Origin of the sequence: Bacteroides congonensis (assembly GCF_900130125.1) — a bacterium.
Classification (GTDB): Bacteria; Bacteroidota; Bacteroidia; order Bacteroidales; family Bacteroidaceae; genus Bacteroides; species Bacteroides congonensis.
On the sequence record NZ_FQXY01000006.1, the window covers coordinates 202,632 to 219,462 of the forward strand.

The 16,831-nt window shown below is 46.7% G+C and carries 7 protein-coding genes; all 7 read left to right on the top strand.

Going from position 1 to position 16,831, the window contains the following annotated elements:
- The first annotated feature begins 31 nt into the window (after nt 1-31).
- Entirely contained in the window at nt 32-2,293 is a 2,262-nt protein-coding gene (locus tag BQ7997_RS00875) for a GH92 family glycosyl hydrolase (RefSeq protein ID WP_073342593.1), read from the top strand.
- A gap of 201 nt (nt 2,294-2,494) precedes the next feature.
- A complete protein-coding gene (locus BQ7997_RS00880; protein ID WP_073342596.1) occupies nt 2,495-5,077 on the top strand; it encodes a Kelch repeat-containing protein in 2,583 nt (860 codons plus the stop codon).
- Between the two features lie 448 nt (nt 5,078-5,525).
- Nucleotides 5,526-8,804, top strand: coding sequence for a SusC/RagA family TonB-linked outer membrane protein (locus tag BQ7997_RS00885; protein WP_073342782.1), 3,279 nt, complete (start codon nt 5,526-5,528; stop codon nt 8,802-8,804).
- Nucleotides 8,805-8,815: 11 nt separating this feature from the next.
- Entirely contained in the window at nt 8,816-10,804 is a 1,989-nt protein-coding gene (locus tag BQ7997_RS00890; protein WP_073342785.1) for a SusD/RagB family nutrient-binding outer membrane lipoprotein, read from the top strand.
- A 22-nt stretch (nt 10,805-10,826) separates the two neighbouring features.
- Entirely contained in the window at nt 10,827-12,188 is a 1,362-nt protein-coding gene (locus tag BQ7997_RS00895) for a glycoside hydrolase family 99-like domain-containing protein (RefSeq protein ID WP_073342599.1), read from the top strand.
- 30 nt (nt 12,189-12,218) lie between these two features.
- A complete protein-coding gene (locus tag BQ7997_RS00900) occupies nt 12,219-14,048 on the top strand; it encodes a DUF5010 domain-containing protein (protein ID WP_073342602.1) in 1,830 nt (609 codons plus the stop codon).
- A gap of 44 nt (nt 14,049-14,092) precedes the next feature.
- On the top strand, nt 14,093-16,801 hold the full coding sequence (locus BQ7997_RS00905; RefSeq protein ID WP_210436298.1) for a hypothetical protein: 2,709 nt from the start codon (nt 14,093-14,095) through the stop codon (nt 16,799-16,801).
- Nucleotides 16,802-16,831 lie beyond the last annotated feature (30 nt).

Here is a 16,831-nt window from a genome sequence, read left to right on the forward strand (position 1 = left end):
GATTAGAAACAACTAAAAATAAAAAGTAACCATGAGAATTACACATTTCTTCGCTGCCGCAACAATCGTTGCCATATTAAGCGGATGCAATGGCGGACAGTCGCAGAGCTCCAACAAGGAGCCTGTCGACTATGTCAATCCGTACATAGGTAATATCAGCCATCTGCTGGTTCCTACATTCCCTACCATCCAACTACCGAACAGTATGCTCCGCGTCTATCCCGAACGCGCCGACTATACAACCGAGTTGTTAAACGGACTGCCTCTGATTGTTACCAATCATCGCGAACGTTCCGCGTTCAACCTCAGCCCCTATCAGGGAACGGAGCTCCGCCCCATCATTACTTACAACTATGATAACGAGCGTCTCACCCCTTACTCATACGAAGTAGACCTGGACGACAACCGCATGAAAGCAGAGTATGCCCTTTCCCATCAATCCGCCCTTTACCGGATAACCTTTGAAGCGGACAAACCTGCCTATATCATTGTCAACTCCCGCAATGGCTCTATACATGTAGGGGAGAACTTTATCAGCGGACATCAGCAACTGAGCGACAACACCAATGTATATGTATATATCGAACCGCAGGAAAAACCGGTAAGTACAGGTATCCTGAACGACGGTGTCATCGAAGCCAGCAAAGACAATGCAGAAGGCATAAATGCTTGTGCAGCATGGCGTTTCGCCGACGGAACAACGACAGTCAACCTTCGTTACGGCATTTCTTTCATCAGCGAAGAACAAGCAGAAAAAAATATGCGCAACGAACTGAAAGACTACAATATAAAGAACCTGGCAAAAGCCGGGCGCCAACTGTGGAATGAAACCTTGGGACGCATCAAGGTGGAAGGCGGTACGGAAGACGACAAGACCGTATTATATTCCTCGTTCTACCGTACTTTCGAACGTCCTATCTGTATGAGTGAAGCCGGCGGCCGCTACTTCAGCGCCTTCGACGGCAAAGTACATGACGACAACGGTACACCTTTCTATAACGACGACTGGATTTGGGACACCTACCGCGCCGCCCACCCGCTTCGCACACTCATCGACCAGAAAAAAGAAGAAGATATTATCGCTTCTTTCCTGTTGATGGCGGAACAGATGGGAACGATGTGGATGCCTACCTTCCCCGAAGTGACAGGCGACTCACGCCGTATGAACTCCAATCATGCCGTCGCCACCATAGCCGACGCCCTTGCCAAAGGCTTGAACATAGATGCGGCAAAAGCCTACGAAGCCTGCCGGAAAGGAATTGAAGAGAAAACTCTCGCCCCTTGGTCGGGAGCCGCTGCCGGATGGCTGGATGAATTCTACCGTGACAACGGATATATCCCCGCCCTTCGCCCGGACGAGAAGGAAACCGACCCGAACGTGCATCCTTTCGAGAAGCGCCAACCTGTTGCCGTCACATTGGGAACCAGCTACGACCAATGGTGTCTTTCACGCATCGCGGACGCATTAGGCAAAAAAGACGAAGCCGCCCACTACCTGCAATGTTCTTACAACTACCGGAATATCTTCAATAAAGAAACAAGTTTCTTCCACCCGAAAGATAAGGAAGGCAACTGGATTACTCCATTTGACTACCGTTATTCAGGCGGTATGGGTGCCCGTGAATATTATGGCGAAAACAACGGCTGGGTATATCGTTGGGACGTCCCCCACAATGTAGCCGACCTCGTCAACCTTATGGGCGGAAAAGAACAGTTCATCGCCAACCTCGACCGTACTTTCAGCGAACCGCTGGGACGCAGCAAATATGAATTCTATTCAAAACTCCCCGACCACACAGGCAACGTCGGACAGTTTTCCATGGCAAACGAACCGTCATTGCACGTACCTTATCTTTACAACTACGCAGGTCAGCCCTGGAAAACTCAGAAACGTATCCGCCAAATGCTGAAAACCTGGTTCCGCAATGACCTTATGGGGATGCCGGGAGACGAAGACGGCGGTGGCATGACTTCATTTGTAGTTTTCTCCTCACTGGGTTTCTATCCTGTCACTCCGGGAATGCCCGTCTACAATATCGGGAGTCCTCTTTTCACCAATGCAAAAGTGACCCTCAGCAACGGTTCCGTATTTGAAATCGAGGCTCCGGACGCTTCCGAAGAAAATAAATATATCCAGTCGGCTACACTGAACGGTCAGGAATGGGAGAAACCCTGGTTCAGCCACGATGATTTGAAAAACGGTGGAAAATTAGTATTGAAAATGGGCAATAAGCCGAATAAGGCATGGGGCAGCGGAATCAATGCCGCTCCACCCTCAGCAGACAGTAAATAAGCTACAACCGGTTTATATGAAGATGTCGCAAAATAGAATTTTCATTTCCTGCATTCTATTTTGGGACATCTTCATTTTTCATAAAACGTATGATAGATAGTAATGCCAAATGTTTGTTTCAAAGTATTGCCCCATAAATAACTCCCATTTCTTGGGGATATCATACAGTTTTTTGTATTTTTGCACTATAAACAGAGTACTATGAAATATCAACTGCAAATTTTGCTCTTCGTCCTGCTTTGCACGGTAGGTAAAGTGGACGCATCTTCTTTGTATGATTATGGTCTTTCTCTCAAATCCCATACAGTGCCGGGAGTAGAGAGAACCACCTTGTACTTGGATGATAACCAACCTTTCTCTATAAAAAACGACTTCATCATTTCCTTTCAGATGTATGTACGGGCAGGCGAACCCGACTTTGGTTCCATTCTCCATCTGCATACAAATACGAACCAGTTTATCCGCTTCTCATTTGTCGCAGGTGAAGAAAGGCATTTCCCGGCATTGGTGCTCAACGAAGGTATCGTGAACATAAACAGCCCCATAGAACGGGAAAAATGGCTGGATGTATCTTTGCACCTACGCCTGAAAGACAACGTTATCGAAGTAGATTACGACAACAAGAAAATATCGGCAATGGCTCCCCTGCAAGGAGTGAAAAGCGTAACGGCTTCATTCGGACAGATGCAACAATACCTGGCAGACGTAGCTCCTATCGACCTGAGAAACATAACCATCACACAAGATGGAAAACAGATACGAGAATGGAAACTGTGGAAACACAATGACGATGTCTGCTATGATGAAATAGAAGAGGCCGTGGCACGCGCAGTCCATCCTCTATGGCTGATAGACAATCATATTGAATGGAAACTTATCCACCAGGCTAAAATTCCGGGAAAACTGAACATAGCCTTTAACGTCCGCGACGCCTTGTTTTATATCGTCAAATCCCAGTCTATTGATATTTTAGATGAAAACGGAGTCCTTCAAAAAGAAGTAACCATACGCGGCGGTTATCCGGCTGTCGAGTCTCCCAACCATCTTATATACGATACGTTAAGCAACCGGTTAGTCTCTTATTTCCCGAAAAAAGGCACAACTTCCAGCTTCTCGTTCGATACGGAGAAATGGAGCAACGAGGTACGCAATACGGAAGAAGCCTCTAACTACAACCATGCCAGGGCATTTAATCCGGCAGACTCTTCTTTCTATTTCTTCGGAGGCTATGGTTTCTACCAATACCGCAATGACCTCTATCGGATGAAGTCCGGCAGCGGCAAAGTAGAACAGATAGAATACGAACGCCCCCTCTATCCCCGCTACTCGGCAGCTATGGCGGTGGTAGGCGATGAACTATATATCTTTGGCGGCAGAGGATACAAGTACGGCAAGCAGGAACTAAGCACTCACTACTATTGGGGCTTGTGTGCCATCAATCTGAAAACCAAGCAATCACGTATCGTCTGGCAAAAAGACAATCCCAAAGCGGACGGCACAATTATGGCTTCATCCATGTATTTCGAACCATCGGACAGTACCTTCTACGCCGTCTCGACAAATAAAGGGGGCGTATTGTGGAAGATTTCGATGAAAGACTCCGTTTACACGGAAGTCTCCAAGCCTATTTATAACGAATCGACCTATCAAGACTGTGATTTCAGCCTTTATACCTCTCCGTCGCACGGAAAACTGTTCCTGGTATTAGATAAGATACTAAGCAACCATACTCACGATGTAGCTATCTATTCCATCAATATGCCACTCGTGAACGAAATGGATATCCGGCAGTCCACGGCTGAAGAGGATACCGGCAGTTGTTGGTATATCTACGTCACCGGTATCATCCTGCTTGTCTTAGGTGGTTTCGTATTCTACCGCTTGAAATGCAAGAACAAGAAGGAAGAAACACCTGCCCCCAAGAAAATCGCAGAAAATCCAGCTATGACAGAAACCGGAAATACCCAAAAACAACTGGAACCGACAGAGTACAAGGCGGCATCGAGAAGAGAAATAATGCAAGACACAGAGCCCGTTTTCACTGAAACGATGAACTATTACGACCGTAGCCGTGCATCAATTTCTTTACTGGGCTGTTTCAACGTACGCGATAAAGATGGGAATGACATCACTTCCAACTTCACCCCCCGCTTGAAACATATGCTTATCCTGCTGATACTCCATACAGAGAAAAATTCCCAGGGCATTTTAGCATCCAAGACAACGGAAATACTATGGCCGGACAAGGAAGAAACAGCCGCCCGCAATAACCGTAACGTAAACCTGCGCAAGCTACGGGTACTCTTGGAAAGCATCGGAGACATGGAAGTAATGATAGAAAACAATTTCCTGCGTATCAAATGGGGAACAGACGTTTTCTGCGACTACCATACCCTGATTGCCTGTACCAAACAATTCGAGCAGGAGAAAAGTGAAGAACTATTGAACCGAATCCTGGAATTACTATTATACGGCCCCTTACTCCCCAACACGATTCTTGATTGGCTGGACGACTTTAAGGACGATTATTCCAGTTATTCCATCGACTTATTGAAGAACCTGCTGGACATTGAAATCAGCCGGAACCATCAGGATATGATTATCCGCCTTGCCGACATCATGTTCCTGCACGACCCGCTGAATGAAGAAGCATTGGCAGCCAAGTGTTCCGTACTAGTCGCACAAGGAAAGAAAGGTATTGCCCGAAACCTGTACGACCGCTTCTGCAAAGAGTATCATGACTCCATGGGTGAAACTTATAAAGTCCCCTTTGCCGACTTATAACCTGGACGACAAGCTATTTTTTAATTAAATTTTCTCTCCCTTTTCCCTGAACCACCGATAAACTTATCAAGATTTAGAGAAAGGGGAGTTTCTTTTCATACATTCCACACCACAAGCCTGAATAAACCGAGTGATATTCCTCTTTGCTCATAACTTTATTTTCACTTAATACAAAAGGTAAGCATCTGTTTGTGAAGGATTATAAGAAAAAAAAGACTTAATTCACATTTAATTGTTTTTTAATCCCCAATTAATCGCAAACACCACGCTTTTTTTATCGGTTCACAGTTCTTTTGCTGAAAATTAATCTTAAAAACAGAACTGTATTATGAAAGAAGAAAGAACACCTTAATCTAATTCGAATGATGAAGCCTATAATAAAAACAGGTTCCCTCATCCGACTGATTCTTAAATTTAGTGATTATTCAAAAATAAATTCATGAAAAGCATGAAACAACGATTTTCTCAGCACATGAGATACTATGAAAGAAGTCTCATTTTAGTTTTAATGCTGTTCAGTGCTTCGGTGATGCAGGCGCAGAACCGGACAGTTAAAGGAACAGTATCCGATGCACAAGGTGAGCCTATTATCGGTGCTAATGTAGTGATAGTAGGTGGTACAAAAGGTGTAATAACCGACCTTGATGGTAAATACTCTATTCAAGTCCCGGAAAACGGCGCCGTGTTGAAATTCTCCTATATCGGTTTTAAGACAAAATCATTCAATGTAGTAAAAGGAAAAAATGTATTGAATGTAACCCTGGAAGAAGACGCCGTCATGTTGGAACAGACCGTAGTAACAGCTATGGACTTGCGCCGTGATGAAAAATCACTTTCCACCGCTTTCCAGAAGATGGACGTGGAAAGCATGACCGAAAACCGGGATGCCGGATTCGTAAACATGCTGGCAGGTAAAGTAGCGGGATTACAGGTTATCTCCAATGGTGCCGCCGGTTCGGCTACCGTGCGCATCCGTGGCGCCAACTCCATTTCAGGTAACAACCAGCCACTTTATGTTATCGACGGTGTACCTATTATTAATGATGTCACCGGCGGCGAAATTGACTACGGTAACCCTGCCAACAGTATCAACCCGGACGACATTGAAAACATCGTAGTCCTGAAAGGTGCGAACGCTTCCGCCCTCTACGGTTCGGATGCAGCCAACGGTGCCATCCTGATTACCACCAAGAAAGCCGGTCAAAGAAGCGGACTGGGAGTTACCTACTCCACAAACGTGCAGTTCACCGAGTTTTCCCAATACCCCATCTATCAGAATATATATGGGGGCGGACATATCAACCGTTTTGAAAACAACAAGGCTAACTCATTCAATGGTGACGTCAAAGTGCCCTACGACCCAAATCTGCCTTACGGCATCCAACGGATGGGCGGTTATGACAACTCCCGTTCATGGGGCATGCCCATGTTAGGCTTCCAAGTAGTGGGACGTAACGGAGAACTCAAATCCTACGTTCCTACCCCGGCAAACACCACCTCCATGTATCAGACTGCTTACTCCTGGACGAACAGTGTTTCCATAGAACGCGCCACCGAACATGTCTCCACCCGTATCGGCTTCACCAACCTGCGGAGTGACGACGTATTGGAAGGATTGAACAACCTTACCCGTAACGCTTTCAACGTGCGTTCCAATGTGAAACTGACAAAGTCACTGGACGTCGACCTGAACGGTCGCTATACGCACGAGAATGTAAAAAACCGTTCTTACCGTAACAATTCCGACCGTAACCCTATCTATACACTTATGGATATGCCCCGTGACCTTTCCATACAGGAAATGTATCCCTGGAAAGACGAGAACGGAAAACCGACCGCCCTTCAATTCAAAAGCCCGGTATGGATGCTGAACGAGCTTTCCAACCAGGATAAGAAAGAATGGTTGCTGGCGGACGTAACGGTCAACTACAAAATCACCAAAGACCTGAAACTGCGTTTGAAAGCCGCCCTCGACCTGAATATGAAAGAAGGATACGAATTTCGCAATATGTACACTCCGGGGGATGCCGACGGATTCTACAAGGAGTTTACCGAAAAATCACGCAACTATACTTACGAAGCCATGCTTTCTTACAACAAGACCTGGAAAGACTTCAACATATCCGCCAGTGTGGGTGCCAACTCGCAGGACTTCCTGTTCAAGAAACAAAACTCGGAAATCGGCACATTGGCTACTTCCGACTTTATCTCTCTCACCAACAACGGTGCTACTGTCAAATCATGGCCGGAGTATAACGCGAAGAAAAAGCAGGCTGTCTACGGAACCGCCAGCATAGGTTACAAAGATTTCATCTACGTGGACGTAACCGGACGTAACGACTGGTCGTCTGCCCTGCCTTCCGACAACCGTTCTTATTTCTACTCCTCTTACGGTGTCAGCTTCGTACTGACGGAGCTAGTGAAGAGCATTCCTAAAGACTGGTTATCCTATGCCAAGATTCGTGGTTCTTACGCCAAGGTAGGTAACGATACCGGCTTCGACCAGTTGCTGAACGGATTCAGCTACAATACTTCTTATCTGGGAGACATGGCATGGTTTGAAAGCGAGAACAAGAGAAAGACCAACTCATTGAAACCGGAAAGCACTACATCTTTCGAGACAGGTTTGGACCTTCGTTTCCTGAAAGACCGCGCTTCCTTAAGTTTCACCTACTACAACAAGAACACCAAAAACCAAATTCTGACTTCCACCATCAACGGTGTAAGCGGCTATGGAGAAGCCTTGTTCAATGCCGGTGAAGTTAAGAACTGGGGATATGAAGTAACACTAGGCGTCGTTCCTTTCAGAAACAAAGACTGGGAATGGAAAGTAGACATCAACTGGGCTAAAAACAACTCGGAAGTGGTTTCACTAGCCAACGGTATGGACTACATGACACTGACTACCGTACAAAACAGCGTGGAACTGCGCATTGTGAAAGGTGAGCCGCTAGTCAGCCTCTACTGCCGCGAGCCGTGGAAGACCAATGACGAAGGACAAGTGTTGGTGGGAGCCAACGGCCGTCCCTTGTCAGGCGAAGCTAAATTCCTTGCCAGCGTAGAGCCGAAATGGACAGGCAGTATCCGTACTTCCCTCCGTTGGAAAGATTTGACTTTCTCCGCCATGTTAGACATCCGTATGGGCGGGCACGTATGGTCGGAGACAGCTTTCCAGTCTTCCCGAAACGCGCAATCCATCATGTCACTAGGCGGACGTACCGAACACCTGTTCTCCGACTTGATTCTGAATGAAGGCGACCAGACCGGTTACCTCGGTATTCTCGACCCTAAATACGTCCCCAATGGCAAGAACAACATCTACATGGACGCTTCGCGCCCGAAAGGCATGAATATTCCCGGAGCCGTTTATGACAGTTCCGTACCGGGATTGGCGGGACAACCTTGCCAGGCTTGGATTAAACCGATTGACTATTGGACCAACGACAGCGGTAAAAACGGCGAACTCTATCTGTACGACGCTTCTTACGTGAAACTGAAAGAAATTTCTTTAGGGTACAACATTCCCAAGAACTGGCTGAGAAAGATAGGGTTCATACAATCCATGAGAGTTTCCGCCGTAGGCAGGAACGTAGCTATCCTTCATCAGAAAACGCCGAAAGGAATTGACCCGGAAGCCACTTCTTCCATGGGAATCCAACAAGGTTTGGAACGAGGCTTCAACCTGCCCACTTCCAGTTACGGTTTCGATTTTAAAATAACTTTTTAACAGCGATGACGATGAAAAAGTACTTATATACACTATGCACTGCAGCCCTGTTGGGACTGGCTACATCTTGCGTGGATAGTTTCGACGCAACCAACCAAAACCCCAACAAGCTATATCTGGATGAGATTGACATTCAGAAGATATTTCCGGGCACTATCTACAAATCCCTGGACGTATTATCCGAAATGAACTATAACTACTACGCCTACATGGCACGTTACGTAGTTTCCTGGACAAGCCCGCAAAGTTCGGACAACGTAGGCGACAGATTCTATAACTTCTACAAGAAAGTCCTGGGCGACGTAGCCATCATGGAACAAAAATATAACCGGGATACCAACGGCAACTACTGGGCGATACTGACCACTTGGAAAGCCTACCTCTACTCCGTACTGACCGGAACTTGGGGACCTATCCCTTTGGATTCTGCCTGCAAAGAGACTTACGGAAACGTATATTACTACAACAGCGAAGCCGAAGCATATATGCAAATACTCCGCTGGCTGGATCAGGCAGTGGAAACTTTCGACCCGAACGGAACGAAAATGCTGAAAGACCCGTTCTATCCGTCTGCCGGTGGCGACAGCGACATTGATAAATGGCGCAAGTTTGCCAACTCCCTGCGTCTGGACGTAGCTATCCGCATGATGAACATGAAGAAAAGTCCCGAAGCCATCTCCATGGCACGTGAACAGATAGAAAAAGCATTGAATGAAACAAACCGCAACTACCTGTTCAGTTCCAACAGCGACAACGCAGCCGGACGCTACGGAACCGACCCCAATGCCGACGTATCCTTATATTACAACCGTATCCTGAAAGAGTTCGACCTAGGTACGAAACTAGAAACAGAGATAGGCGGCCTGACATACCCGGCAATGAACGAATACTTCTTCTGCTATATGCGTTCCTACAAAGACCCTCGTCTGAGCAAGTACGCACAAACATCACGTATCAACGAGAGCGGTGACTACCGTGCTGTAGTAAGAGATTCCCTGTGGTCCGTAGCAGAGCAGAAATATATTCAGGTATCCTACAGAGTACCGTTCCTGCCCCGCTTCGAATTGAAACAGACTCCAACCGGATGGATTGTAGGCAAGGATGAGCACAATAACAACCTCCAGAGCCTTTACTCCACAGCTTCCGTCAGCATCGAGGGATATACATACGCCTTGATTCATCGTGACTTTATCAAGCAGAACGCTACGGTGAAACTGCTGACGTGGGCGGACATAAACTTCATGCTCGCCGAAATCCAATTGCGTAAAGACGAATGGGGATTGAACGTGGCATTGCCACAGAGTGCCGAACAATACTACTACAACGGTATCAGTGCTTCCATGAACGAATATGGCGTCACCAGCGGAGTATCCGGATACATCGAACGCAACGGTATCAAATGGAATACCAACGGACTGGGATGCCGCGACTACCGTGCCTTCTATAAAGCCGACATCAACGGAAAAGGCGGTTACAAGAACAATCTGGAACAGGTATGGAAGCAACGATACATCGCCGACTATTTCAACGGATTCGCCGGATGGACATTGGAACGCAGAACACGTGTGATGCAATATCCGCCTATCTTCTACAACGGAACTCCGAACAACTACGGAACCTATGGTGCCAACCAGTTTGACCCTGTGCCCGAACGCCTGCAATATCCTACGGACGAACGTAACTGGAACATGAACTATTACCGTGAAGCCTGCCGTATGCTGCAATCCACTTCACTCGTACCCCGTTCCGACGGTAACTATAATGATAATTTCTTCACTCCGTTGGGCATCGGCGGTCCATACAACCAGGAAGGCTTGTACGAACGTTGGAAAGGCGGCCAGTTGATGTATAACAACGAAATGGTAGCCCATTGGTATGGCGACACAATTGAAGAGTTTGTCGAAAATGTACTCGAGGACTATCCCGAATACGCTTCCCTGCAAGGAGAAGAACGCTTGGCGGCAAGTATCAAGTGGGTACGCATAGAAGATAATAAATAATATAATAAACAGATAGACAGTTATGAAACTAATGAAATACATTACCGGATGCTCCGCAGCCTTACTACTTCTTGCAGCATGCAGCAAGGAAGAAGGTCCGAGTGTCGATGACTACTTCCTGAACTACGAGATTCCGGAAATTCCTGTCACCGAAGATTATCAGGTGGGCATCTTCTACTACAAGGGGAATGACATCACCACCAGACCGAATGGTGACGCTAATTTCACCCGTTGGGAACTTCTGACGCTGACAGACAAGGAACTGAGCGCCAAGAGCGACTACAACAACCTGACACCACAAGTAATGCCCGAATCACAAAAGGACGGCTATTTGCAACCGGACGCAGGAAGCCAGAGTTACCGCATGATACCGATGGTACAGCAGCACGTGGACGACTGCATTGAAGCAGGAGCGAACTTTATCATCCTGCCCGAAGTGGGCGCTGACTTGGGCAAGGGCCCCGGTACGGAAATCAACCAGGGAGATTCACTGTTCGTCACAATGATGCTGGGACGTTCCGGCAGAGGTGGCAAACGCCTGCCGATGCCACACCTCGGTCAACCGGGAGTAGACTTCGTAGACTTGAAAACAATGAAAATAGTAATTTCGGTCAACTGGAACAACATTGTCGATCTGCCTCCTACCCTTTCTTCAAGCAACTGCATCGAGACTGCTGCCGGAAAGGTATATGACGGTGTCACCTACACCCGCCAGCAACTACTGAACAATTTCTTCAGCAAAATCGGCTGTTACTTCTCGGACGACCGCTACTACAAACTAGGCGGCACACGCCCGGTAGTTTACATCAAGAACAAGACAGGCGAAATCTATGCGCAAGAATCCAAAGCAATGTATGACAGCATCCGCAAAGCGGTGAAAGAAGCTACAGGTTACGACATTTACATCATGGTGGAAAGCGCTGATGTATGGTGCAACCAGATGCGTTACCAATACTTCTACATGGAAGGTTGCGTAGACGCCGTAGCCAGTCGCAATATGTACGACCAGTCGGAAATGAGCCGTTCCTATATGTACCCGCAGATGATAGACCAAAACTGGAAGTACAACCGTGAAACAGCGTTGCCCGCTTTCGGCGACGGCAGCATGGAGTTCGTTCCTTGCGTCGGTCCGGCATGGAACAAACTGGTGCAAGACGGTCGCGGTTCTGTCGGCAACTCTCCGATTGTGAAGAAAGACGCTGCCACCTACCGCACCATGTGCAACGTAGCCAAGATGAATGCCGGACGCAACCGGTTAATTCTTATCGACTCCTACAACAAGTACAACTTCGACTCCTTTATTGAGCCGACAGTAGAAGGGTACGGCAACGGATACGGCCGGACTTATCTGGACATCACCCGTCAGCAATTCAAGAAAAACTAAGATTGTAAACTCTTTAATGATAGAAAGAATATGAAAAATAAATATTGGAAATACATTTGTCTGCTGGGCTTGGGCGCTTTCTGCTGGACGTGCTCGGACGACAATCCGAATGACGGACCGGACGGTCCGGGTTCTGAAGGCGGACAGGGAACAGAACAGGAAATCGTACGTTCCTACAAGATAGGTACACTGGCAGGATTCGAAGGTAACCTACGCCAAAAGATGGACAAGCCCAGAACCGACGTTTCCACCATGCACAACCGTTCATTATTCTGCCGCTACGTTGCTTCCGCTTATCCGGAAGCACAGGACGACAAACCTTATCCCGGTCCGATTACCGAAGATGACTGGTGGGATAACTTCGTAGAAGAAATCGCTTACAGCGGTCAGGATTATGTTGCTATGAACTGTCGCGGTGAAGCCAACAAGGATATTGACCACGGACGTCCCGACAAGCTCCACGACCTGATGGCAGCTATCAAGCGTAAAGGTGTGGAACACGAGTTCAAAATCGCCATCTTCGATGATACGCCTGCTTCATGGTCGGCTGCGCGTAACGCGCACAAAGGCTACGGTTATGACAACAAGCCATTCAAAAACGGTAGCCGTGTAGAAGGCTCACACTATCCGTTGCTGTTCCTCGACCCCGAGAAAGAAGATATGAAAGGGGCAAACAACGATTTCCGCAAGGAAGTGTACTACTACATCTGGGATGCAAACCTGAAACCCTCGTTCGAAAACGTGCCACGCGACTACTGGTTCGAGATAGACGGACGCCCGGTTATCCTGTTCTGGAATCCTAACGGCTTCCTGCAGGACAGTTACCTCAGCGAACTGATGAAGAAAGACCCGGCAAAATACAAAAGTACGACCGGGCTTGATGAAACAAAATCGGATGCCTACAACGGCAAGTTGAGCTATATCCTGAAGTGTATCAGTGACGATTTCAACAGTACGTTCGGCGTGCGCCCGTTCCTTATCATTCAGCGCGAATGGACCGACCGCGACTTCTCACTGGTAAACTGTCCCTATCTGGACGGTATTCACAACTGGTTTGCAGTTCCCACTATGGATATGTCAGAGGAAGTGTACAATGAGAACTTAATCTACAACACCTATATCTCCGCCTACAACTTCAAAGGTTTCAGTGTAGGCAGCGGATGCCCGGGTTTCGTGCAAGGTGACCTCGCCCGTCCGAACTGGCAGTTTATCGACTCCGACCACGGTCGCTACGCAACCAAGATGATGGAATCGTTCTTAGCTAAAAAGCCTGACCTCGTATTCCTGGAAGGATTTACTGACCTTGCCGAAAACGCAGCCTGGTGGCGCAGTTCGGATAAAATCTACTACGACTATCCCAACCAACGCATCAACCTGCTCCGCAAGTACAGCAACCGTCCTTTCCCGACCAGACAGAAATTGGAAGCGGAAGCCTGCGACTATTGTTTCAACGGTTCGGTTTCGGGAAGCAAGATAGAGTCGCTGTTGATGGAAGTAGAAATGAACAATGCTCCCGAACAGGGCGTGGTGAAATACAGCGACGATACGAAGTACAACGGCGGTTGGCACGCCAACCTCACTTCCGGCGGTCTGAATACGCTAAGATGGAAAGAGATTCCTTTCCGAACCGGAGCATCCACCATCCGCTTCCGCTACTCCAGCAATGGTGCAGCCAGCGTACGTTGCCAGATTGGCGACACGATGACCCAAAGCGTAAGTCTCCCGGCCACAGGCGGCGCATGGGAAGAAGCCGAAGTAGCCGTTTACTCCCGTGAAGCACGCGGATATGCCGACTTCAACCTGATAGTGTCCGAAGGTGACATCAGCCTGAACTACGCGGAAATTATCGCAGAGAAATAAAGAAATTAGAATAGTAAAATATGTATCAAACTAAAAATTTACCTATGATGAACAAAAGAGTATTAAACAGTTTTCTCTATGGAGCACTGTTGTTTTCATTAGGAACAGGAGTTGTTTCTTGCAAGGATTACGACTCGGATATCGAAGGTCTGAACAACCGCATCACAACGGTTGAGTCCGACATGGATAGATTCAAAGAAAAGATTGAAGCTGCGCTGAACGCAAACCTGACCGTACAAAGCTGGTATCCCAGTGAAGACCAGTCGCAATATACCATCGTATTGAGCAACGGAGACGAGTTGTATGTACAGGCTTCCAATAAAGCCACCCCTTTCTACCAGTTCAAGGTGGAAGAAGGCACATGGAGATATACCAAAGACAAAGGTGCGGGCTGGTATAAAGTGCTGACATTCGGTACCGAACAGGAAATCCCAGGAACAGACAAAGACCAACTGTATTATGACAAGAGCAACGGTTACATCTATATCCAGAAAACGGAAGGAATGGTGCAAACCACTATCACCGCAGACAAGGATACACCGATTCTGGCAGAAAACAAAGAGAATAAAACGCTCTCTGTCTATATCTACGGTGAAAACTATATTCTTCCCGTACAAGGCGGCGGTTTCAGCGGTATCAGTTCTATCCTTTTCCAGAAACAATTTGTATTCGAAGAAGACGAGTTCCTGGAAGCAGCCAGCTATACCAATACACAAGGCAAAGTAGTTACTGCCCATACAGCTACCGCCAAGTTCAAGATTCTGCCCAAAGACATTGATTTGTCCGAAGCTGACTTCCAGTGTGCGGATATTCACGAATTGAAGCTGACACGTGCGGAAGTGCCTCAATTGTTGGTAAATACAACTAAAAAGTTAGACGAAAACGGCATTTTGAGCGTAGAGTTGACTCCAAGTAACATGACTGCTCCTTACTACGGTGCAGTACTGGAAATCACATTGGACAAGACGACTACAAGTTCCAACTACTTCGTAGTGAAACCGACTTCCTACAGTGCCAACAACGGCGTGTTCGCTTATCGTGAGACACGTACGGTATATCAGAACTCGGAATCCTTGAAATTCGTCAGCACGGAAAGTCTCGACCTTGCCAGAACAATAGGCTGGGGATTCGGTGAAAACGAAGAAGTGAAGTTTGTAGACGAACTGGGATTCAGTGAACTCGCAGTTGCAACCACTTATGAATTGACAGAAAACCCGAACAATACATTCGAAGTTACTGATAAAGGTGTATTAACTGCCAAAGCTGCTAACAGGTCGGGTAAAATCAGAATAACTTATACCGTTGCCGAAGAGGAATTCTCTAAAGAAGTATTGATTTATTCACAGGATGAAGCAACCGCTAAGAACGGTATCGAATTAAGAAGTACAACAGTATCGTTGAGTGACATTGAAAGTCTGTACAAAGGTACAAAAGTCTTCATTGTACAGAATGCCCAAACAACAATGGAAAATCTCGGTGTCACTGCGTCCAAAGCATGGAAACTGGGTACTCAAGCCAATGGCGGCAATTGGGAAGCTATCCCGATGACTACCAACCTTGCAACGATTACACAAGACACTGAGTTAGCTAATGGTGAAGTATGCCTTTACTACGATGCCGCCCAAAAGACCAGTTATCTGTTGGTAGGTCCTCAGGCCGATGGCATAGAAGGTGCTAACCTGTTCGCAATGAATGATGAAGGAACAGACAAAGCTCCTTTCACTCTCAATGAGAAAGAAGTGGGATTGTATGTAGGAAATGTAGATACGAAATATGTAGTGGAAGCTCCGACCGCAAAAGAGGAACTGGCTATTCAAATGTATGTAAAAGCCGGTATTGACCATCCGGATACTGACCCGAATCAGAATATACGTATATTAGGCAAGAAATTGGCAATCCCCGGTGTGTATGATGAAGAACTGGGTTACCACTTCAACGAGCTGGATTTGCGCACTACCTTGTATAATTTCAAACCTGCTGACGCTGATTTCAAAATCACATTGAATAGAGACGACCAGAATGACAAGGTAAAAGAAAAATGGGGTACTAACTTCAAATGGGATGCCGACAACTATACTTTAACATTAAGTCCGGTATGGGCTCTGTATAACTTCAATTTCAACGACAAGAAAGTGAGTGATATGACAGAAGCCAATAATGGTGTCAAATTCTCTTGGACATTCGATGCCGGTAAGGGAGCAACTAACTCTAACGGAAATGAACAGTGGTACATCAAAGACCCCGTTCGCCAACCAGGTGAAAACACAATCTACATGGGACTTGACAAACAGCCAAACGCAACGGGCGTCATCAGTACAGACTATGAAATCAAAGTATCTGAAATAACGGGCGACCCGGAAAAGAAGAAATTGTCAGATTTGGAAGTAGGCAAAGTATATAAATTCGGAGATTACTTCAAAAATCACAATTTCTGGGTAAACGGTTGTTCATGGGATGTTTATGGCGGGCCTGATAATCTTACCGGAAAGAATCTTCCCGTATTAATAAAATATGATTTTGCCACAAATAAACTTGTGATAACCGATTATGCAAAGAAGTACTTTGGTAAAAGAAGGTGTGAATTAAAGTTCCAACCACAAGGTAATGAAACTACTGCCGGCTTGGAAATTGACAGTGACGAACAGACATTCAAATTAAAGGTAGTTCCGACAACGACCAATTTTCAAATAAAGATTGATTATAATACCGACTTCTCAAACCAGAACCTGTTCTTCAGAATTGTTGAGGGGTAAGTCTTATTCTCTGTACAAACTAGAGTAATG

Coding starts and splice junctions, on each gene's coding strand:
- BQ7997_RS00895 (WP_073342599.1), top strand. CDS start 10,827: ATGAAACTAATGAAATACATTACCGGATGCTCCGCAGCCTTACTACTT.
- BQ7997_RS00880 (WP_073342596.1), top strand. CDS start 2,495: ATGAAATATCAACTGCAAATTTTGCTCTTCGTCCTGCTTTGCACGGTA.
- BQ7997_RS00875 (WP_073342593.1), top strand. CDS start 32: ATGAGAATTACACATTTCTTCGCTGCCGCAACAATCGTTGCCATATTA.
- BQ7997_RS00890 (WP_073342785.1), top strand. CDS start 8,816: ATGAAAAAGTACTTATATACACTATGCACTGCAGCCCTGTTGGGACTG.
- BQ7997_RS00905 (WP_210436298.1), top strand. CDS start 14,093: ATGATGAACAAAAGAGTATTAAACAGTTTTCTCTATGGAGCACTGTTG.
- BQ7997_RS00900 (WP_073342602.1), top strand. CDS start 12,219: ATGAAAAATAAATATTGGAAATACATTTGTCTGCTGGGCTTGGGCGCT.
- BQ7997_RS00885 (WP_073342782.1), top strand. CDS start 5,526: ATGAAACAACGATTTTCTCAGCACATGAGATACTATGAAAGAAGTCTC.